This is a genomic window from Exiguobacterium sp. s142, from assembly GCF_018618455.1.
GTDB lineage: Bacteria > Bacillota > Bacilli > Exiguobacteriales > Exiguobacteriaceae > Exiguobacterium > Exiguobacterium aurantiacum_A.
In genome coordinates, this window is the sequence record NZ_JACSMB010000026.1 from 1 (window position 1) to 21547 (window position 21547).

22 protein-coding genes are annotated in these 21547 nt (G+C 40.0%); 12 read left to right on the forward strand and 10 right to left on the reverse strand.

The features are described 5' to 3' along the window. Positions 1 to 456: 456 nt before the first annotated feature. From KNP77_RS14960 to KNP77_RS14995, 8 genes are all read left to right on the forward strand, one after another. Positions 457 to 1239: a ParA family protein gene (locus tag KNP77_RS14960; protein ID WP_251139121.1), complete on the forward strand. Its 783-nt coding sequence runs from the start codon at positions 457 to 459 to the stop codon at positions 1237 to 1239. Next, the gene (locus KNP77_RS14965; RefSeq protein WP_214891545.1) at positions 1236 to 1925 is read left to right on the forward strand and encodes a hypothetical protein; all 690 of its coding nucleotides are present in this window, start codon (positions 1236 to 1238) and stop codon (positions 1923 to 1925) included. Before KNP77_RS14960 ends, KNP77_RS14965 begins: the two co-directional genes overlap by 4 nt. Next, a complete protein-coding gene (locus KNP77_RS14970; RefSeq protein WP_131486066.1) occupies positions 1922 to 2698 on the forward strand; it encodes a ParA family protein in 777 nt (258 codons plus the stop codon). Before KNP77_RS14965 ends, KNP77_RS14970 begins: the two co-directional genes overlap by 4 nt. Next, positions 2695 to 3498, forward strand: coding sequence for a hypothetical protein (locus tag KNP77_RS14975; protein WP_214891548.1), 804 nt, complete (start codon positions 2695 to 2697; stop codon positions 3496 to 3498). The genes KNP77_RS14970 and KNP77_RS14975 overlap by 4 nt, the downstream gene beginning before the upstream one ends. A gap of 260 nt (positions 3499 to 3758) precedes the next feature. Then, on the forward strand, positions 3759 to 4568 hold the full coding sequence (locus KNP77_RS14980; protein WP_214891550.1) for a hypothetical protein: 810 nt from the start codon (positions 3759 to 3761) through the stop codon (positions 4566 to 4568). Between the two features lie 246 nt (positions 4569 to 4814). Beyond that, positions 4815 to 6614 carry an ABC transporter ATP-binding protein gene (locus tag KNP77_RS14985; RefSeq protein WP_214891552.1) on the forward strand — a complete coding sequence of 600 codons (1800 nt, stop codon included), beginning with the start codon at positions 4815 to 4817 and terminating at the stop codon, positions 6612 to 6614. Continuing rightward, complete coding sequence (locus KNP77_RS14990) at positions 6614 to 7144, forward strand: MauE/DoxX family redox-associated membrane protein (protein ID WP_214891554.1); 531 nt, start codon at positions 6614 to 6616, stop codon at positions 7142 to 7144. Before KNP77_RS14985 ends, KNP77_RS14990 begins: the two co-directional genes overlap by 1 nt. A 156-nt stretch (positions 7145 to 7300) precedes the next feature. Beyond that, positions 7301 to 7828, forward strand: a complete 528-nt coding sequence (locus tag KNP77_RS14995; protein ID WP_214891556.1) for a TlpA family protein disulfide reductase — start codon at positions 7301 to 7303, stop codon at positions 7826 to 7828. A gap of 164 nt (positions 7829 to 7992) precedes the next feature. Here KNP77_RS14995 and KNP77_RS15000 read toward each other — a convergent pair whose 3' ends face one another. From KNP77_RS15000 to KNP77_RS15010, 3 genes are all read right to left on the reverse strand, one after another. Beyond that, entirely contained in the window at positions 7993 to 10593 is a 2601-nt protein-coding gene (locus KNP77_RS15000; RefSeq protein ID WP_214891558.1) for an ABC transporter permease, read from the reverse strand. Beyond that, positions 10587 to 11282 carry an ABC transporter ATP-binding protein gene (locus KNP77_RS15005; RefSeq protein WP_214891560.1) on the reverse strand — a complete coding sequence of 232 codons (696 nt, stop codon included), beginning with the start codon at positions 11280 to 11282 and terminating at the stop codon, positions 10587 to 10589. Before KNP77_RS15005 ends, KNP77_RS15000 begins: the two co-directional genes overlap by 7 nt. Before the next feature lie 513 nt (positions 11283 to 11795). Beyond that, positions 11796 to 12227, reverse strand: a complete 432-nt coding sequence (locus KNP77_RS15010; RefSeq protein WP_214891562.1) for a redoxin domain-containing protein — start codon at positions 12225 to 12227, stop codon at positions 11796 to 11798. 718 nt (positions 12228 to 12945) lie between these two features. Between KNP77_RS15010 and KNP77_RS15015 the strand changes: the two genes are divergently transcribed. Genes KNP77_RS15015 through KNP77_RS15025 form a run of 3 tightly spaced genes read left to right on the forward strand, consistent with a single transcriptional unit; the run spans position 12946 to position 14628 of the window. Then, the gene (locus KNP77_RS15015; protein WP_214891564.1) at positions 12946 to 13278 is read left to right on the forward strand and encodes a helix-turn-helix domain-containing protein; all 333 of its coding nucleotides are present in this window, start codon (positions 12946 to 12948) and stop codon (positions 13276 to 13278) included. After that, positions 13278 to 14021, forward strand: coding sequence for an ImmA/IrrE family metallo-endopeptidase (locus KNP77_RS15020; RefSeq protein WP_214891566.1), 744 nt, complete (start codon positions 13278 to 13280; stop codon positions 14019 to 14021). Before KNP77_RS15015 ends, KNP77_RS15020 begins: the two co-directional genes overlap by 1 nt. Beyond that, positions 14014 to 14628, forward strand: a complete 615-nt coding sequence (locus KNP77_RS15025) for a PIN domain-containing protein (RefSeq protein WP_214891568.1) — start codon at positions 14014 to 14016, stop codon at positions 14626 to 14628. The genes KNP77_RS15020 and KNP77_RS15025 overlap by 8 nt, the downstream gene beginning before the upstream one ends. Before the next feature lie 440 nt (positions 14629 to 15068). On the opposite strand, the gene KNP77_RS15030 is transcribed toward KNP77_RS15025, so the two are convergent. The 6 genes from KNP77_RS15030 to KNP77_RS15055 form a co-directional block, all read right to left on the reverse strand. Continuing rightward, positions 15069 to 15308 carry a hypothetical protein gene (locus KNP77_RS15030; RefSeq protein WP_214891570.1) on the reverse strand — a complete coding sequence of 80 codons (240 nt, stop codon included), beginning with the start codon at positions 15306 to 15308 and terminating at the stop codon, positions 15069 to 15071. 37 nt (positions 15309 to 15345) lie between these two features. Beyond that, positions 15346 to 16092 (reverse strand): coiled-coil domain-containing protein, encoded by a 747-nt coding sequence (locus KNP77_RS15035; protein WP_214891572.1) that lies wholly within the window; start codon positions 16090 to 16092, stop codon positions 15346 to 15348. 339 nt (positions 16093 to 16431) lie between these two features. Then, complete coding sequence (locus KNP77_RS15040; protein ID WP_214891574.1) at positions 16432 to 16773, reverse strand: DUF3147 family protein; 342 nt, start codon at positions 16771 to 16773, stop codon at positions 16432 to 16434. Continuing rightward, positions 16774 to 17172, reverse strand: coding sequence for a MarR family winged helix-turn-helix transcriptional regulator (locus KNP77_RS15045; RefSeq protein WP_214891576.1), 399 nt, complete (start codon positions 17170 to 17172; stop codon positions 16774 to 16776). Between the two features lie 199 nt (positions 17173 to 17371). Next, positions 17372 to 17947: a histidine phosphatase family protein gene (locus tag KNP77_RS15050; protein ID WP_214891578.1), complete on the reverse strand. Its 576-nt coding sequence runs from the start codon at positions 17945 to 17947 to the stop codon at positions 17372 to 17374. A 122-nt stretch (positions 17948 to 18069) separates the two neighbouring features. Next, the gene (locus KNP77_RS15055) at positions 18070 to 18678 is read right to left on the reverse strand and encodes a LysE/ArgO family amino acid transporter (protein ID WP_214891580.1); all 609 of its coding nucleotides are present in this window, start codon (positions 18676 to 18678) and stop codon (positions 18070 to 18072) included. Between the two features lie 122 nt (positions 18679 to 18800). Between KNP77_RS15055 and pdxR the strand changes: the two genes are divergently transcribed. Beyond that, positions 18801 to 20258 carry a MocR-like pyridoxine biosynthesis transcription factor PdxR gene (gene pdxR, locus KNP77_RS15060; protein ID WP_214891582.1) on the forward strand — a complete coding sequence of 486 codons (1458 nt, stop codon included), beginning with the start codon at positions 18801 to 18803 and terminating at the stop codon, positions 20256 to 20258. A gap of 354 nt (positions 20259 to 20612) precedes the next feature. Here pdxR and KNP77_RS15065 read toward each other — a convergent pair whose 3' ends face one another. Further along, positions 20613 to 21311, reverse strand: a complete 699-nt coding sequence (locus KNP77_RS15065; RefSeq protein ID WP_214891584.1) for a hypothetical protein — start codon at positions 21309 to 21311, stop codon at positions 20613 to 20615. Positions 21312 to 21547: the final 236 nt, after the last annotated feature.

Below are 21547 nucleotides of genomic sequence, written 5' to 3' on the forward strand. Positions count from 1 at the left end.
GCGATACTGGACCGCTTACTCCATCGCGTCGAAATCATACATAGTGATGACGACAGTCATCGGATGAGGAACCGGAAATCATTGTTTTCAGCAGAAGTGTAAAAGGCAAACGAGCAAAAAGTGTCAAAATCAACTTGACGTCTACATATGGTTTTATCTCTTCTTCTATTATTTAAATCATGTTCAGATATGCCACGTGTTTCTTCTATAAAAGAGATCTACAAATATGAATGACGTTCACAACAGGAACTTTGTATAAATACCTAGGTCAAAAATGTTTCTGTATACAATTCGACGTCGAAACGTATACAGATAATATTTAGATTCAAAAATCGTATACAAATTCAAAACGTTATTGTATACATTTTTATATTTGATTTATCGGTGTCTTTGCTGTTTTTGTATTGAATGCAAAGAGTGAATGTGACATGATATGAAAGAGAAAGGGGAGAGAAGATGAACATACTCACGTTTTACATATCGAAAGGTGGATCAGGAAAGACGACCTGTTCTTTGAATATGGCTTACGCATTGGGTGAGCTGGGACAACGAGTCCTCATCATTGATTTGGATCCCCAAGGCTCGCTCAGTAAGTTGATGTTAAAAGAATCCGACACGATCAAGTACATGACGATGTTTGATGTACATACACGGAATCTCGATATCCGAGAAGTCCTGTTTGATGATGAAACGTATCATGTGAGTCTTCTCCCCTCGAACGAACGAAATGCGAGGTTGATCAATTTGATCTCCGAGCAAGACAAGCTCTTTCTATTAAAAGATATGATTGCGCCGCTCGAGGATGAGTTTGATTGGATCATCCTAGACTCGGTCCCATCGATCAATGAACTCTCGAAAGTCGTGCTTTCGACGTCCAATATGACGGTCATCCCGTTCATGCCGAAGAAGCTCGTTTTCGATCAACTTGCGAGTACGGTACGGACGGTACAAAAAGTGAAGAAATTCTATAATCCGGACCTCGTCATCACGGGAATTCTTCCTGTCGCCATGGATGCTTCGTTAAAGGCAGATAAAGAGTACTATGAAGCAATGGAAGTCATCGCGAAGGAAGAGGCACTACAGATCCTTCCGATGATCAAACGGTCTACCTTTATCGAGAAAGCTGCCGATAGTGGCAAGAGTGTCATCCAGTACCGCTCCAAAGAATCGAAGGGACTCGCTGAACCGTTTAGACTATTGGCTAAACAAGTCGTTCAACAGGCAGGTGGGACGTCATGAAGGCACGGAACCGAAACATTCATAAAATTAAGCCGAGTGAGCAGCATCCATATCAGAGCGGTTTGACGAATATCAGTACACTCGTTCAAAAACTTCCGGTTTCTAAAGAAGTGGAAGACCTCGTCCATGAGATCAACGAGCTCTCAAAAGTTCAAACGATTTCTGTATTCGAGATCGGGAAGCGGCTCGTCATCGCCCGTTCTGAGATGCATGACAAAAAAGAATGGATCGGTTTCCTCGAAGCCGTTTCGATGTCGAATTCTCTCGCATCCCGGTATATCAAAGCCTATGAGACGTTACATCCACTTGAAGCATCCCTTGCGAGCTTACCGGCTTCCAAGCTGTTTGAACTGATGTATCTCGACAATGTCGAGGAAGTCGTCGAACAGGGACTCTATATCGACGGCGAGTCTCGGGGGGTCGACGAATTGACGGTCAAACAAATCCGCGAAGCCCGTAAAACACGTGAGCCTGTATCGAAGGTCAAAGTCAGCCCGTTTCAAAAAACGAAGAAACCATCTGCGGTTCTTTCGGCACGAATCCCGTCGGATCTGTCCGATCAGTTCCAACAGTATGCGCATGCACAAAACCGGAGTGTCAGTGAGCTGTTGACGGAAATCATCGAGCGGACCGTGAACGACAACATCATCGACGTCACAGACGAGAAGCGAGGAGACGAATCATGAAGAAAATCGCATTGTACAATCGAAAGGGCGGCGTCGGGAAGTCGACGACCACCATCAATTTGGCTCATGCCTATGCACGTGACGGATTACGTGTCCTCGTCATCGACGCGGATGACCAGGCCTCTTCGACGAATGGGCTCGGTCTGACAAACGACTATGAAGGCAAGGTGTTACTCGATTGTCTGCTTGAAGAGAATGATCCATTCTATACACCGATCGAACAGGTCATCGTGACATGCGAGTATGAGACTGGAACGGTCTATCTTGTTCCGACGAGACGCTCAGCCTCACCGAGTGACCTGACGAGCCAGATCGGGTACGAGTATCGACTCAGCGAAGAACTAGCCAAGATTGATGAACTGTTTGACATCTGTCTCATTGATTGTCCAGGATCGACTTCTGCCCTTAATCCCTATGCCCGTTGCGCACTCGTCGCTCAGGATCGCATCGTAATGCCTGTACAGATGCAGAAGTTCTCAATGGATGCCGTCTATTCGGCACCAGAAGAATTGGAAGAGATGAAACGATTCCGGGAAGACATCCATATCGCTGCCTTCATCCCGACGATGGTGAGTGCCCGCTCGAAGGGGGATGTCACGACAGTCGAAGAACTTGAAGAACTCGGAAAAGAAGTCGGTATTCCGGTTTTGACGACGATACCTTACGCGGTGAAGGTTCAGACACTACAACGGGAGTCTCGTCCCGTCATTGATCACAAGAGCCCAGCAACCGACGCCTATCTACAACTTGCTCAGGAGGTCCTTTCGTTATGACACGCAACCGAAAGAAACATACACCTAAGATTTCTACTTTCAGTGCCAACCTTCCGGTGAATCAGAATCAACAAGCGACGGATAGCCGTACGGAACAAGTCGAGGCCGTAAAAGAGTTCTCTGCGACGACGACCGTGTCGAACCCTTATCAGGCCCTCCCAGCGACAGGATTGTCGCGTATCATCACGAAACGGCTTCCCGAGGACATGGATGGAATCGTTCAATATTACAATCATATCGATGCGATTCAAGCGACTAGTTTTGTCGAAAAGTGTCGTATACTTGCCCATGCGAACAGTCTATTCCGTGATCCTGAAACAAAAAAAGAGTTCCAAAAAGAACAAGGAACTTGGAAAGACTTTTTAAACAAGATTGGAATGTCACACCCTCAAGTCAGTCGCTTCGTAGCCTTTTGGAACACGTTTGGCCCGAACATCTTGGAGAAGACGCTCGAGCATGATTTCAGTGCGACAAAACTTGCTGAGTTGTTGTCGTGGCCAGAAGATCCGAAGCTCGCGTTACTTGAGAATAAAAAATACTACACTGCTTCAGGAGATAAGACCGTATACGAGATGACACGTGAAGAGCTCCGTGAAGTAAAACGAATGTTGATCGAACGTCAGGAGCAACGTGTGCTCGAAGTTGAAGCTAAACCAGTGAAACCAATGCGTGTACAAATTCGCTTTACTGATTTGACAGATCCTTTATACGTCGGATTAACACAAGCCGCGCAAAAAGAACATGTGTCAGAGGATGAGATTATTCGCCGGGCTCTTAGTGCCTATTTGAATAAGAATTAAGAAAAGAAAGTTAAAATAAACCGTGGCCCACGAAGACTCCTAACATACTGGATCGGAGTGGGTCATCTTAATGCGAAGAAAAATACATGATTTACTAAACTAAAAATGAGGAGAGAATTAAAGTATAATACCAACAAATAAAGCCTGGAAATTATTTTGAGAAGTGTGTTTCAAAGATTTAGTTGACTGTTGATATTATAGTGTTTAATAACGTTCACATAATACATACGAATGAAGAATACTTAGGAGGTGGAGGCTTGTTGAACACTGTATATTCTTTTTTACAAGACATAAAAAAAGACTTGCAACTTGAGAATATTGAGTTTTTAACGTTAGCATTACTATTATTTTTATTCATATTTTTATTTAATAACGTAAGCAAACAAATAGAGACGAGAAACGCGTTAAATCGACAAGAAATTAAAGAACAGTTAAATGCGTTATCGACGTTAAAAACGCTGGTAAGAAAAGAAGAAAGAAGTTTACTTTCTGATGCAATTCATACTTCAATTGATAAACTACACCCTAGTATAGCCAGAAAATTCTTGTATTACTTAGCTCAAAAAGAAAATCCCGAATTTAGAAACGAAATAGAAAATACCATAGATACTGAAATTGATAGATTACTTAAACTTAATGGAGGAAATTACTCACCTGATAGCATAGGGGGAGATGTTCATCAAATCCAAAAAGTCATCATAAATATCATGACGCCATTTACAATTGCATCTGGTTTGTTGATAGCGATCCTATATTTCACATATTTAATGATTCTATTAATTAGCTTAGACTTGTCATTTATAGAGCTAATGTCAATTATGATTCAGATTTGCTATCTGATCATGTTTTGCATCATTAGTTTTCATTGGGTAAAACGAAGAATAGAAAGTAAAAATACTAAATGGGATAAAGGATTCAAATTGTTTGTATTAGGAATTGGAATTTTTGGAGTAATCTATTATCTGGGATTTACTTATCCGAAACCTATAATTGTTTTAATTGGAGCATACGTTTTAATTTTATTTAATTTTAAGTCAAACACCTATAATTCAACCCCATTATCAAGCTGAAAACCAATGGTAGGATTATTGATAAATCAAGAATAACAAGGTTTCACGATGAATTACCCGACGCCCTAATTTAGTTTTTAGAATTATATTGATCAAATCGACTATGCTCTTCTAATGAAGAGTGTAGTTTTTTATATATTTATTAAACTAAGTGAAAAAAAGTAAGAATAAGAAGTGTGAAAATTTCGAATACCTAGTTTTCTTAAGGTTATATTATGTTATAATTTGGAAAGGTGGTGATTTTTATTGGGATTTTTAAACTCATTAGGCTATAGTTTGAGAATTATTTTTCAGCTCAATAAATGGCCAACTTTATTTATTTTTGTCATAAAAATAATTGAAGGATTCTTACCTGTTCTTACTCTTTTAATCGTTCAAAAATTAATTAACGCAGTTCAAGAAGTCCTAATTAATCAAGAAGAATCTATGAGAACCATATTAATTCTTCTCATACTACAATTTGTTTTGACAGTCTTTATTTCGGTGATAGGAAAAGTTGAAAAGTACCTAACTACACTCATTCAAACCAACATTGAACAGCATTTAAAAGAAAATTTGGCAAAAAAGCTATTTAAAATAAACTACGAGAAGCTAGAAGATTTTGAATTCCAGAATTTATTACAACGAGTTCAAGGTGATATTGGTGCGCAAGTATTTCAACCCATACTACAAATTTTAGAGCTAATCAGTACACTAATTACAGTCATTACATTAATTGTTTTTCTTGTTCAATTTCACTGGATTTTTGTGTTTTTGATTTTTGCGTTTTCTATTCCAGTTCTTATCATCCAATCAAAATTTGGAGCAGATCGTTACTTTTTATTTAAATATCAAACACCTTATGCTAGAGAACAATATTATATTTTTGACATGTTCATGGATCGACAACACAATAAAGAAATTAGAATTTCTCAAAGTGATAGTTATTTAATTTCAAGATGGGCTAAAGTTTTCCAAAAAAATAAATCAGAAGTTTTAAATCAAGAAAAGTCGCAACAAAAAATGTCTGTGGGCTTAGATGTTCTTTCTGGCTTGTCTTACTTAATTTGTAGTCTGTATTTAGTATGGATGATTACAAATAAGTCTGTTCAAATTGGAGATTTTGTCTCTTTGGTCGAGGCTGTTCAAAGATTACAAGGATCTCTCGTAATGATTGCGATTCTTTTCGCTGCGGTTCGAGAAAAATCATTTTACCTAAATGATTTTAAATCTCTGATTCAGCCTACAGAAGAATCGAAAAATCTAAATCCTATTAACTTATTTGAGGGACTTAAAGATAAAATACATATCAAAAATCTAAACTTCAGTTACCCTAATACGGATCGTATGATACTTAAAGATATAAATCTAGAGATTCCTAAACATTCTTCATTAGTTATTGTAGGTGAGAATGGTTCTGGGAAAAGTACGCTTATTAAGTGTTTATCATCATTGTATCCAGTCCCCGAAGGCACGGTATTTTATGATGATTTAGACATACAATACATAGACAAATCTTCTTTATATGACAAGTTAGCGGTAGTCCATCAGGACTTTGTTAAATATGAGTTTACGGTTGAAGAAAATATTAAATTAGGAGATATGAAAAACATTCATCAATCAGATGACATTGTTGACATACTTAGCAAAATTGAGGCGGATAAATTTATTAATTCATTGCCCCGAAAATTAGACACAAGACTCGGCAAAATGTTCGAAGAAAGTATAGAACTTTCGGGTGGTCAATGGCAAAAAATCTCATTAGCTAGAGCTGTACTAAAAAAATCAGACATTATCATCTTAGATGAACCTACTTCTGCACTCGATCCTGAAACGGAAATTAATATATTTATGGCGTTTAAGGAATTAGCAAAAGAAAAAACATCTATCTTCATTTCTCATAGAATGTATTCCTGTCATTTAGCTGATCAAATTGTGGTTATGAAAGAGGGCAGAATTGTAGAAATCGGAGGCTTTCAAGAATTGTTAGAAATGAGAGGCGAATTTTTTAAGCTATATGATAAGCAAGCAAACATGTACAATTTTAAAAATGAGGTGACAACTTAATGCAACTTTTCTTAACATTTTTATTGCTCATGTTTAGTTACATGTTTTTAAGTTCAAGTTTTGAAAAAATGGTTAATTTCAAACAACATGTTACTACAGTTCAGGCGTATCAAGTGGTTCCGGTTCATCGTGCACATATCTTTGCTTTAATCGACATAAGTATAGAACTCGTTGTCGGCCTTTCATTTTTAGTATTTATCGCTCTACCGTATTCACTTATTTTAGGTACGATGCTGTTAATGGTTTACAGTGGAGTAATTGTTCTAAATCTACTCAAAGGAAGACTGGATTTGGATTGTGGATGTGGAGGAATAGTGGGCGAGACAAAGATATCGTACAAATTAGTCATAAGAAATTTATCTTTTGGTGCGGTTCTTATTGTTCTTTTCTATAACCAAACTTCACTGTTAAAAGTTTTCAGTTTTGAGTATATGATGATAAATTTATTCATTATTCAAATGGTCATCACCCGAATATCGTGGTTATATGTGAAAAAAACAGGTAGTCATTATAAACAAATTGGAGGATAACATGAATACAACAATTATTATGGTCCTATTTATGTTTTTGTGGGTAGTAGTACTCTTTCAAGGATTAGTAATTTATAAATTAACTAAAGAAGTAGAACAATTCTCCTCTAAAATCGTCTCAATTCGTCAGCAAGGGTTCAAGGGGGAATAAGGATTATGATTCTTTATATAATGATTTCTATAATTGTTATATTCATAGGGTACAATGTATTTAATACATGGGGGTTAATAAAAAAAATAAACTTGTTTTTTGACCTTACTCAAAAATATAGTCTGTTTGAGTACGTGACAGAATTACAAATTGGTCATGCTGCTCCTATATTTCACGGTAAAGATCAATTTAATAATGCAATAACAAATGAGAAGAATCAGGAAATGTTGTTGATATTTATTACCCCTACTTGTCCAGTGTGTAAAAACATTATTAATGAACTGAGTAAGAATGATTACCCAAAAATGGACTTCGTTAACATGGTCTTTATATCGCGAGGGCCAATAGAACAAAATCATATAGATGTTCTTTCAAGCTTTAACGTCTCGTATTTAAACTCAATTAAGACAGTAGATTTATTTAATATCCGGAGTGTACCTAAAGGAATTTGGATAGATCGCAATAATATCATTGTGGCGTCTGAGTCTCTAAACACTATTCAGGACGTACTTTCAATGAAAAAAGTTGGTTAAATCAATATTATTTTAGAAAAGTCTTTTGCGAAAAATTAATGCAAAAGACTTTTCTTATAAGATTTAAAGAAGTCCTGTTAAAATAGGCTTCCTTAATCTGTATATATACATGAAAAAACTTCAAAGAAATCATGATAAATAATGATTTCTTTGAAGAGTTGAGATCAACCTATTTTTTTAAGGACTTCGTAAGGATTTACTTTAGAGGCAATTGAGGCAGGAATCAACGACGCGATCCCTCCCACGACAGAAGGTAACAAAAGACTCAACATTGTAAGGAGTGTGTTTGCCCATGGTATGAGTCCAAAGGCAAAATAAATGGCCATATACGCTAATCCAAGGCCGAGTACTCCGGCAATGAACCCGACAATCATACCTTCAAGCATGACTAGCTGACGAATCGAGCGATCTGTCCATCCAATCGCTTTCAAAAGGGCAAATGAGTGTTCACGTTCAAGGACATTTTGCCAAATGATTTCTCCTGTCGTGAGGACGGCGATCAATACCGACACCCCGATGGTCACGTAGTGGAGCGTCCCGATTTGGACAGCAACGAATTGTCCGAGCCAAGAAGTATAGAGGACGCCTTGGAGGTGAAACGTGACATAAACGAAGAATACGAGTAAGGACGTTGGGACAGCAATCGATGCCACCGACAATAGGTTTCGACGCCACTTGCTGACCATTTCCTTCAGCGCCAAAGATCCAATTGTTTTTAATGGGATGATAGAGCTTGCGGCGTTCGCATACTCTCCGACCTTTATTGCTTCATACGGTTTTATTTTTTGAATGTTAAATGCCGACCATGTCGCGCCGCTCAGATAAATAAGAAGACTGAAACCTGTAATAAAGAACCAACTCCCGAAACTGAAACTCTCTCCTTGAGTAAGGAAGAAAGCAGATTCGATTACCAGCGACACGATCGAGACGAGAGCGGCTAAGATAAACGCCTCTAGATAAATAATCTTGTACAAATCTTTCTGACTCCAACCTAGAGCGAGTAAGATCGCGAATTCACGTCTTCTAGAGAGCATGGCAATATAACTAGTGGTTAGAACGTAGATGATAGCCACGCCGATAATGGACAGAACGACACCTGAATAGCCGGCGCTCGTCTCTCGGAAAATCGTGATGGCTACTCCTAGATGAATCCAAGGCTGCTCAATCCATCCAAGTGTATTTCCTTCTTTCACGACTTTTGTGATCACAGGTTGTGGTGATGAGCCGATTGTGATTGTGGCAATCAAGCCTGTATCGCTTTCGATTTGTTGTTTTAAATCTTGTAGGATCGCCTCGGACGACTCGTTCAATGTATCAACATTGCTTACCTTAATACGAATCGAAGAAATAGATTGATCTCCATTTAACAGACGAGCGGCATCTAGAGTCGTGATAATGCTCGGTGAGTTCGTCAGCAGTCCAGCCGGATTACCTGAAGTATTGATGTTTACAGATGGATTGAGCGGTGAGCCAGCTTGATCAAGCACAAGATCGGCTGATGCGGGACGGTATGTCTCCATAGGGAGTTCATTCAACGGATCTTTGGAGACCGCGATCTTTTCTGGATCGAACGTCCCGACCACATCAAAATCTAACACCGGGCTCAAATAAGCGAGATCATCCGATTCGGGAAGCGTCGTTTGGACCTCCGTGCTGTTCACCGGTCTAAAACCTTGTTTCGGTAACATGGATGGGGGAAGCCATTTATTTGTGAATGAAATTGGTTGACTCTCGATCTCAAAAGCGTTTACCCATCGCTCCGGAAAAGGACTATCTGTCTTTTTCATTTCTAAAGGACCCGAGTTGAAGATGAGTTGAGATCCGTCATTGATCAAGGCACCTGGATAGTCTGGTGTCTTTTTTCCTTGCAGTTGGTTAAAATAAATCGCTTCAAGATCTTTCGATGGAATGCTCAACGACTGAACATTTTCTACATCGTAACGTAATAAGTCAGATTCGGACGCAATGTCTTGTAATACTTTTTTCTGGTCATCAGATGATGAGAATGGCACATCTAATTGTTCAAGTTCATATTCATGATACCCATTATTAAACGAGGCAGGGTTTACTAGAATTGGCATTCGGACATGCTTTTGTTCACTGCTTAAGGACACCGCTTTGTCCTCAACTGAAAAATAAGAGGAAGAGGTGACTGCTTGATCAAGACCAACAAGTTTAGACTCTTCATCTGGATCAACCGCCACGATCAAATTGAGGCTTCCTGGAGTGACCGAGTTTCCTACCTGGTCAAAAGGGAGCAATCCGAGTCCTCTCGGCAAGAGTTCATTCGTTCCGTTCGCAATATGTATGATCTCCTCAGATATCATTTCTCGCTCCAGACCCGTTTCATCGAACTGACGGTGCGTCAGACGAAACAGTCCCTGAGCAGGTATTTGTAACATATTCGGTAGGTTCACGTTTAGTTGCGTATATCCGACGATTGCGACAGGGGCAGCGACATCCACATTTTCCATACTTTTAATTTCTTCATATTGTTCAAATGAGATGCCCCCTACGATCCCATTCAGATAGTTCGGCTCAAGGAGGTCATACGCCTCAGTTGTCACGCTACTTGATGAGGGGCGAACTACAATATCATAAGCGGATGACCAACGTTTTTGAAGCGTTTCTTCCACAACACCTTTATTTGTCTCATTCAGCTTAAAGATAAGATTCAAACCCGAAGCAATAATTAGAGCGCCAATCAATAACAGAAATAGTTTTGCTTTTTGGTTTCGCCAATATTGCAGGATGAACTTCAACATACACGTTCTCCATTTTTATCCTCTACAATACGCCCGTCTTGCATATGAATGATCCGATTGGCTCGACGTGCAAGATTTAAATCGTGCGTCACGAAAATAAGGCCACATTGTTGTTTTTCATGGAGGTCAACTAACAAATCAAAAATCAGTTCACTATTCGTACTATCTAGATTTCCTGTCGGTTCGTCCGCAAGTATCCAACTTGGTCGGTTGACGATCGCACGCGCAATAGCGATCCGTTGCTGTTGGCCTCCCGACAGTTGGGAAGGGAGAACGCGAGATTTGGTTTCGAGTCCGACCTGTTGAATCACTTCTTTGACCCGTTCGTTTTTATCAAACCCCACTTTTTTCGTTAGAAAGGGAGTCATGACATTCTCAAAAACACTAAGAGACGGCAAGAGATGGAATTGTTGAAACACAAATCCGATTTCCTCAAAACGAAAAGAGGATAACTCGGTATTATTCAACTTATTCAAATCCATGTCGTCAAATGCTATCGTGCCTGAAGTTGGTTTCTCCAGAGAACCGATCAGACTGAGCAGTGTCGATTTCCCAGACCCCGACGGTCCTACGATGGCTGTGATTTCATTCTTATTGAACTCACAATTTAATTGATGAATGACAGTCTCATCGATACCAGAATTGCTAAAGACATGTACAAGTCCTTTAGTCTTTATAATTGAATTCATATTTAACACCTCATCTAAATTTTCAAAGGCCAACCCTTAAATAAAGGTTGACCTAATAACATATTTTATTTTTGTCATGATAATAGTGTTAGTGTCTTAAAGTTACAGGATGCAAGTACAATAAGAGGTAATTCTATATCCGCAAGATGAACCAGATTTGCAATCATATACCTCAACAGCCTTGTTCCCAACCATACTTGAACTACAGCTAGTACTACGACTGCAGTAGGTTCTTCCTGTGCAATCGCATAAAATAGGTGCTCTTAAAATAGCCATAAAAACCCTCCTTTTTGTAACGATACTCAATGATTAACGGAATGAACAGCCACACTTTGTCTTCGATCTACTGCATTCAGTTCCCGATTTACAATCATATACAATTGTGACTAATGCACCAATATACGACGAACAGTCTCTTGTATCATATGCATCACAATATGTACGTCTGCAATCACATAAAATTGGAGCTCGCATTAACATTTTCTCACCTCCTTTCAAATTCATTGATTTAAATTAAGCTTCTATACTCTGAATATGTAAAGGATCATAGTAATCCTTAAACTGATGAGTAAAAGCGGGAGTAGCAACTATCTGTCCAAAGGTATTTATTAAAATAAATGTCGGATATCGCTGAATTTGGTAATCCGTTAAAAACTTCTCATCAATAACAAGAATTTCATTAAATTTATGTTCTAAATTAAGATTATATTGATCAGAAATCTCATTCGTAATTAGAACAAAATTGTAATGTTGACTATAATTAATCGATTCTTTAGCGAAATCTTCTACATCGGTAGAACAAACGCCGCAACCCGTATTGACTATCAGAAGAATCAGAGGTCTATCTGAAATTAGCTCCGGAAACTTTTTAATGGTTCCTTGCTCATTTATTAATTCAAAATAGGGTGCTAAAGAATGAGTTCCAATCGAATCAATTTCATTCATTTTTTCTGACTCCTGTAGACTGTTTAAAAGTTTAACAAGGCTAGTAGAAGTTTTATTTGTATAAATAACAGTTGAAATCTGACCTATAAGCATGAAAAAAAATATGAGTAATATAAATCCCAAAAAAATCACAACCTTTTAAATTTTTTGAATATTCAATTCTAGTTTAATAGTAAGTAATTTGTTATTAATTTACAATAAAAAAATCGATAAATGGTTCTATAATACTATTATTGTAATTAAAGTCCTGTATTATTAAAGATAATGAAAATCTAACCAAGCCCCTTCTTAAGACTGAATAAGTCAGACTTTTTTTGAGATATGAAGTACCTATTTTATTATTCATTTTTATCCCGCTCTCGCACCATAGCAAGCGCTACTTGCACATTTGGACGATTTCCCAAAAAGTTCTTTTCTCATCGCGAAGGAACTAGTCTTTCAAATAAAGGTTCTGATATTCCTCTTTGAGCTGATCTCTATGACGTATGGATACCTTTTACTCATAAATCTTATTCCTTAGGCTTTAATTCTGACCAGGGAAAAAGATTGTCAAATTTGTACTGATAACGCCTTAATTCATCAATACAACATGAACGATTAGATTTGAGGGAAGTATACATAAACAAAATTTCTTAATTAAAAAAGACTACAAATTTATCGAATAAATTTGTAGTCTTTTTTAAAACAAGTTATACTTACATCAAAGGAAGGTGTCATCATGAACTCAAATACAATCATCGTGAACAATATAAAAACATGGTTACAGGATCATCAAAAGTCGCAACAATGGTTGGCCCAAGAAATCGGAGTCAGTAAGGCATTGGTCGGTCATATGTTGAATGAGAGCCGTGTCATCCAACCACAACGTATCGTTGCAATTGCGAAGGCATTAGGTGTATCGATCAACGAATTGACAACTGATGTTTCAATGAGAGAAGAGCGCATGACGGTCGAGTTGCGTGGGACACTCTCAAATCGACGGTCCAAAATGGAGCTTGAGCGTCTGAAATTTGCGATAGAGGATTACGTCGGTCTCAAGGGTGATTTATGATGAAGCCAACTACAAAATTTGCGGAAGACACGGCAGAAGCGTTTGCAGCCGACTTTTTAGAGCAAGTTATTGATAGCCAGGTCTTCATTGGCGCTTATATCGAACAGGTATTGGCCAAACGCGCAAACCTCATTTTTCAATATGTCGAGGACGACTCGTATTACGGCGTCGCGATCAAGCATATGTCTGGAGAAGAGTTCATTGCATTGAACTCCTACCAACCGCTGCGCATGCGTTACTTTACCGCGGCCCATGAACTATGGCATTTGTCTGAAGCGAGCGAATGGCAGGTCGATGGATTCGATCACGAGCGGGCGGCTGACCGTTTCGCAGCTACGATCATGTTGCCGAAGGGTACGACTAAAGAAGTGTGGGAGAAACTGAAGGAAGGCTATGATACGAAGTCCGCCATCATCTATTTGGCAGATATGGCCCAAGTCCCATACGTCTCGGTCGTCCGACGACTCCGAGAACTCAATTATCGATTCTCTGACTTGAGTGAACAGGAAGCCGATTGGCGCGAGGAACGGAAACGTCTCGGGATTGCCCCGAGCCCATTGGATCAAGCCCAACGCTTCGAGTCATTTGTAGCCTATGAACAAGTGGTCGTTAAGGCAGTGGAAGAAGAACGATTGACACGGTTGAACGCTGCCAACAAGCTCTCCGTCTATCGACCAGATCTGGCTAAAACGTTACAGGAAGATGAAATCAGTCGTCTACAAGAGGACACCACCCATGATTAAGGAACCGGTGTTCATCGATGCGAACATCATCATTCATGCGGCAAGCTTTCGACAAGCCGATGTCTTCGATTGGATCAACAGCCTGTATGAGCAAATCCTTATCCATGTGGAGGTGTTGAATGAACTGAAGACATCTTCGGTAAGAGACCGGGTTGACGCGTTCATCAACGACGGGAAATGGGTGCTGTTCGATCCGGAATCGGACGCATCGATTGCGACGGATGAACTCTATGACCTTTATCTCGTTTATCTGACAGAAGTTCGTCTTGCGTTCCAACAACTGGACGAAAAGAAAATCCGAGAAGGGCGGCCACTCAAACATACGAGCGACTTGGGTGAAATTCATAGCCTTGCTGCCGCGAGATTGATCAGCGCCGGTTTGATATGTAGCGATGATGCGGACATTCTAGAAGTCATCACAGACGCTGAACTGTACATCGTCAACCAAGAGGAACAGGAAACACTCATACGTCAGCATACCCTCCTAGACTTTTGTATACATTTGAAGCGATATGAGGTTGTGAAGAGGAGTCAGATTCGAAAGTTTTTCAAGACGATTCGTCCCCATGATTTAACTGTGCTCGATAAACACATGGATGACACATAAACATACGATGTTTTATCATCAAGATAGAAAAGTACCCAATCTGCGTCGAAGTATGACGAGTCTTGGGTACTTTTCTTCATGCTATTTACTCTCCGACAGCTTGTTTCGTTCCTGTAGGACCGCGAGCTCAATCTGTGCCTGTAACCGGTTCTCGAACGCCTCTTTTTCGAGGTGGAGGAGCTGGAATTCCAAATAAATTTTCTATCATGAAATTAATAATGCTTTTTGCAATCTTTACGGTCTCATACTCTATACAGATTTCTTTTGAAAATTGAAAGACTTTTATTTCCTCATTTATTTTGAAAATGAGTGCTAATTATTTTTCAACCTCTGCTAAGCATATATTATGGAATCAAACGTCATTGTCCAGTATATAATCTATAAAAGTATTGTTTAAACGATTTAAATTGCGACTGTTAATTGAACGTATTTTGTAAACTTTAAAACCCTTTTACTGCATCCAAAAGTTCTTGAATTTCATTCATGTACTGATTAAATTCTTCATGCTTGTTATCTTCATAAAAGTCCTTCATATCTATGCTCCCCAATAAAGCTATGACAGCATCTAACTTCAAATCATGGTTCCAAAAAGGCATATTACTTTCACCTTCAACTGCCACCTTTAAAGTCACACCATCCTCACCAAAAGATTCTAAAGTTAAATTTGTTTTCTCAGCCATATTTATTTCTCCCGTCTTTTTCTTAAATACTTTTTTATTAGTCACTCTCAGCTTGCTTGTTTCGTTCTCGAAGAACTGCGAGCTCGATCTGTTCCTGTAACCGGTTCTCGAACGTCTCTTTTTCACGACGGAGGAGCTGCACTTCTAGGTGAAGTTTTTGATTCTCCTCTTCGAGTTGGTCGCTTCGTCTCGTCCGTGCCTTTAACTCGTCAAGCGAGTCCATCAGGCTCTGGTTTTGACGGTTGAGCTGGCTGCGCTCTTGCTCGAGCGTCTTCAGTTCACCCTCTAGATGAAAAACTGTTCTCTTCTGATCTTTTAACTCTTCTTTAAATGAGACTCGCTCTGTTTCTAACGTTTCTTCAGCGATTTTTTTCTCCGCGATCAGTTGGCTGATTTGATTTTTTAATTGAGTGAGTTCACTTTCATGTGACGCTACTTTTTGTTCATATTCTTCCTGGAGTTGTTCAGCTTCTAGAATCACACTTTGTTCAAGGTCTTGAACGGTATTTTTATAGCGAGCGTTTACTCGCTCATGTTCTTTTTGCTGAGATTCAAGTCTTGTGGCTCGTTCATGAAAGAGGGCGAGGACTTGATTCAATGACGCTTCAAGCGCAGCGTTCTCTTCCACGATCAAAGGATCAGGTGCTTGTTGGTCGGCCAATGTAATCAATTGTTCGAACAGTTGATTTGTCGACAGCTGTCGTTGTTCGGCTAGGCGTTGGATGTGTTCCTTGACCTCTTGAGAGACACGGAACGATGTCACTTTGATTTCGTTTGATTGCATCAATATCACCACTTTACTTTAATTATGTATACAAGTACTCATTCCTGACACGGTACGTTCCTTATCATTTTCTCGTACTTTAATCTCGAATACAACTTGTGGTTGATTCAAGCTTTCACACGGTGTATACATTTCGACGTCGAAATGTGGATATGTAACAAACCATGGTCATCTTTATAAATGATTTGGAACAACAACTAAATGCTTGTGTCACTATTGCTGAATATCAGCATCCTTTCTCAGTTACGGCAAAAAGACCTTTTAGCTTGTAGCAAAAAAATTGAGTGGAAGTTTGATTCACTGATAAATACTGTGCATTTTAGGATAGATTTGATTTAATCATGAAACGATGAGATGCACTAGGAATTTTTGAATTGCTAAACAGGCGCCCCATCCAACAATGCCTAATGTGATGGCCAATGAAATATGCAAAGAATGATGGAGAGCGAGATAAATGATTGATAACATCACAATCGTAGCAGGGAGCCCCACCAGCACACCAAATGTGAAACGGTTAACGTCTGCAGTGTTTTGTCCCTGGAGTGTCAACCACACGATACTGAGCAGACTGATCAAGGGAAGTGCTGCGATGATTCCTCCTTGTGTCGGGTATCGTCTTCCTAACTCGGTGACGAACGTGATTAGAAGAGCCGAGCTGATGATTTTGATCAAGATATACATCTATCTGGACCTCTCGCTCAGTAGTTTGAGTGCGCTGATGACGTGCTCTTGTTCTTCCTGCGTCATCTGTCCAATAACCTCTTTCAACTTCGCTTTGTCCAGCTCAGTATGATTTCTTAGTAAAGAAAGTCCATCGTCTGTGAGAGTAAGATATACCTTGCGCTGGTCCTCGACGGATCGTTCTTTCACGAGCCATCCGTTGTCCACCAGCTTCTTCACATGGTCTGAAGCCGTGTTATGAGAGATGGACAGGTGTGTAGCAACGTCTCGAATCATCACGTACTCTCTTTTGTGAATGATTTGCAGGATTCGAACATGTTGGTGAGAAAGATTTATTTTTTGAACAGGATGGAGATTGAAATAGATATCAGAAAAATAATCGTTTACTTGTTGAAACATAGACTTCACCTCTTTTATGCTGTTAAAAACGATTATATCGTAAATTACGATATAAACAAATAACAATCTATTTGCCGCATAGATTTCGTTCTTAACTAACTTACTCACTGAGGTTTTACAGTCCTTTCATCAAAGGGGTGAAGAAAAAGGACAGCTATGTTTTCTCATGTGAAGCAAACGCATGACAGGTAGCAAACCGTTAAAGATATTCTTTTATCCACCCGGAGTCCGTTAAAAAATCACTTCTCGTGAGATTCTCATTTCTAATGATTTCCCGATAAGATGTGATGGTTCCATCGTGTGACACGATATAAATGCGTTCGACAGATTGATGTATACACCATTCAAGAAAACCTTGTGCCAAAACATGGAACTCTCGTATAGGCGTGGTATTGATTCCGGACTCCCAAAGATCTTCCGAGAATCCCTCTGTAATGGAGAAAGTAGGGAAACAATCCATGATTGCTTCCCTACTTAAAAGTTGATCACAAGGAAGGGTGCTCGAACCCGGTTTTTGAGGAAACATCCTCGGTGAAATCAAGGGGTTAACAACTTTATGGCAGTTCACGTGTTCGCTCCAAATCGATGTTGTCTGAAGAGCTCGTTTACTGGGACTGACGACAATGATGTCATTTTCCGTTAAAGGAAATTGTTGCTGTAGCGACATGGCTTGAGCTATCCCTGTTTCAGTCAAAGAGGGGTTTTGAAGCTTCAGACTTGTCGGCAGATGGAGTGTGTGTTCACCTTGGCCGTGCCGAATAAAGATTAATTCCATCCGTTCTCGCTCCCACCATTTCTTATTTCGTAAAAGAGTTTAGCGGATCTGTGACATTTATTTTGCTTTTAAGTTAGAAATATTCGATATGTTCCTGCAAAGCACGATTTTGTCATCCATGATCAAAAGATTTGGGACAAAATGTATATCGCCATGAACCAGATGATGAGTGCAGACACTTGATTGATCCGTTTAAACAATACCCCGTTGTGATCGAACTCACCCAGTTTTCTCCCGACGATTGCGAGCGCCATGAACCAGATCCAAGAGACGGCGATGACAGCCGCAGCAAACATCCATTTCTCCTGATCCACGTACAATAGTGAACTCGTCCCAATCACGCCGATCGTATCCAAGATGGCATGAGGATTCAACAGCGAGACCGAGGCCGCAAATGCGATCTGCCGTCTGATGCTGAGTGGACTCCGTTGGTGAGTCGAGCCAGTCTCTGGAGCTGCCTTCCACATCACCCACCCCATATACGACAAAAAGAAGAAACCGACGAGGAACAGGCTCGTCTTCAACCATTCGAAACTAAAAATCACCACAGAGACACCAGTGATGGCCAGGCAAATCAAAAGTGTGTCGCAGATTGCTGCTGTCACGACCGCCGGGAGCGCGTGCGAAAGTTTCCGCTGATTGGCACCCTGGTTGAAGATAAATATGTTTTGGACACCTAAAGGTAGAATCAGACCGAAGCCCAACAAGATACCGTGAAATAAAGGTTGCATCATTTTTCCTCCTAACGTTTACCACTGTATGATAGTAGAGGACAATAGAACTGTCTCCGACCAATTGGATGGTGGTGATACCAACCAATTTGACGACGTGATCAATCAAGAGGGGTGAACAGATGCCTGAACATACATGGCGGCCTAAGAAGTCTTCGAATGTGCCGTTACATTACCAAATCCAAGAATACATCAGACGGAAAATAAGCGTCGGCGAGTGGCCGACGGGTTTCAAACTCCCTTCGCAGCGGACGCTGGCTCAACAATTTGAAGTGAACCGGAGTACGGTCGTCACGGCAATCGAAGAGTTGATGGCTGACGGATTGCTCGAGACGAGAATCGGCAGCGGCACACGCGTGGCCAATCACACATGGAACGTCTTGGCATCGAATCCGCCTGACTGGGAGGGATATGTGAAGTCGGGGGTCCATGCCCCTAATTTGGCGATGATTCAAGAAATCAATCGAGCGGAGGTAGAGCCGACAATCATCCGACTCGGTACAGGTGAACTGTCCCCTGATCTATTGCCTGCGGAGAGTATGAAATCGATGATGGCGATGGAAGAGACGAGCCATTTAGAACTCGGATACGTTGAACCGAAAGGGAGCCTGACGTTACGCGAAGCAATCCGGGACCATTTGAAAGGCAAACAGATTGAGGTGTCCCCTGACTCGATTTTGATTGTCTCGGGCGCCGTACAGGCCCTCCAGTTGATTGCGGTCGGGCTATTGAAGAGGGGTTCCACCGTTCTATATGAGGTCCCGTCCTATCTCAATTCAATCCATGTGTTTCAATCGGCGGGTATGAACTTGCTCGGTGTCCCTCTCGATGGGGAAGGGATGCAGACGGAATCAATCGGACGCTTGAAGCGTCAAAAAGATGCAGCGTTGCTTTATAGCATCCCTTCGTTCCACAATCCGACAGGAACGCTGATGTCGGAAAGAAGACGGATGGAATTGATGACAGTGAGCGAGGAAGCGTCCTTGCCGATTATCGAGGACGACGTGTATGGCGAGCTGTGGTTCGACGAGGAACCACCTGCGCCACTGAAGGCCAATGACACGCAAGGGAATGTGATTTATATCGGGAGCGTCTCGAAATCACTGAGTCCAGGACTACGAATCGGGTGGGTCGTCGGTCCGGAGCCGGTCATCAATCGACTGGCTGACATCAAGATGCAGACCGATTATGGATCGAGTTCGATCTCGCAACATCTCGTAGAGAAGTGGATCAGAAGTGGGATGTACCAGACGTTCATCGAGCAGACTCGAATCCGACTGAAAGAGCGGAGAGATTTCGTGGTGGAGCTATTGAATAAGTATTTCGCCCACATCGCCACGTGGAATATTCCGAGCGGCGGATTTCATATCTGGCTCGAGCTGAAGGGAGATGTCTCGATCACCAAGCTGTTTCACTTGGCCCTGAAGGAAGGGATTTTATTGAACCCTGGTATGGTGTACGACAAATTGGACCAAAACCATTTGCGAATCTCTTATTCCTACGCCTCGAAAGAAGAGTTGGAGAGAGGATTGCGTCGAGTCGCCGAGCTCGTCAACGTGTGCACGAATGAATCAAAGTGATAAGCCATAGTCGATTTCTATCAATACTCTCAGGGCGCTCTCGTTTGGTGCCATGATTCAAGTGAGCAGTGTGTGACTATCATTTGCATGATGTCAAACTGTTCTGTTTAATTGAATGAGAAGATAGAAAATAAGTGAAGTCCCAAAAATATGATCAATTATTTAACGTTTTTATGTTTACGGAATGTTGTTTTGACCATACCCATTGAAAAAATCTGTTTATAACTAGCTAGTCTAATTCTTTACTTGAGAAACTTAAATTTCGTCTTGTGTAGAAATTTAAGTTTCTCAATCTTAGTCGTAAATTATACTCTCATTTTATATACTTACTGCTCAAATTACTTTATAAATTTATTAATTAAGGGATGCGTTTAGAAAGCTAACTGCTTCATCCCAGTTATTAAATCTTAACCTTATGCTAGGGTTATCCCCGCTTTCTGTTATTAACTTTTTAGAAAGTTCTATATATGAAACTTCGATATTCTCCATTTTTTCAACTTTAAATTTTTTTGAAATTTCCAGTTGAACCGATCTATTTATAGAGGGTTCTTCTATTTCTGCATACGCCCATACACTATATCCATTTTTTTCTGCAGCTAAAAATTCAAATTGATATTTGACTTTATCTTCATCATTTATGACTTCAACATTTTTTACTACCGTTTGATATGGTTTGGACAAATCTAGAATTATTTGAATCGAAATCAAAAGGTGCCCATAGATCACAACAATTATAAAATAAAATAAAAACTTTGTGTACAGTCTTTCAGTTTTTAAAGTTACACGTGAACCTTGTTTCATAAATGCAATCCATTTAAATAATGCAAAAATAAGTAACGCGATGAAAGTTACGAAAATAGATTTTTCCATGAAATTCAGTATGGTTTGTGAATCGTCAAGAGAAAATGATAACCAGCCAAATCCAATAAGTGTTGTGATAAAAGTAATAATAAATCCCTTTGAATAAGGCTTTTCATTTTTTGCTTTGAATCTATCTGAAATATACAAATTATTTTTACTGAAATACAAAAAAGATCGTCTTTCTTTACTCATTAATATAATCAGAATTAGAAATATAATTAATGGGAGGAATTCTAGCATTAAACTTTCCAATTGGGTAACAAGGTTGTAAAAAGGATAGTCTATAAATTGACTAGGTATATTAAGTAATTGGTATTCAATTTCAGTTTTTTTTGCTACGACGGTTTGTCAAATTAAGCGCAACACTTCGTCCGTGAAGGCCTCGTGTGCGGTCTTCCAGCCCAGGCATTTGCGTGGGCGGCCGTTGA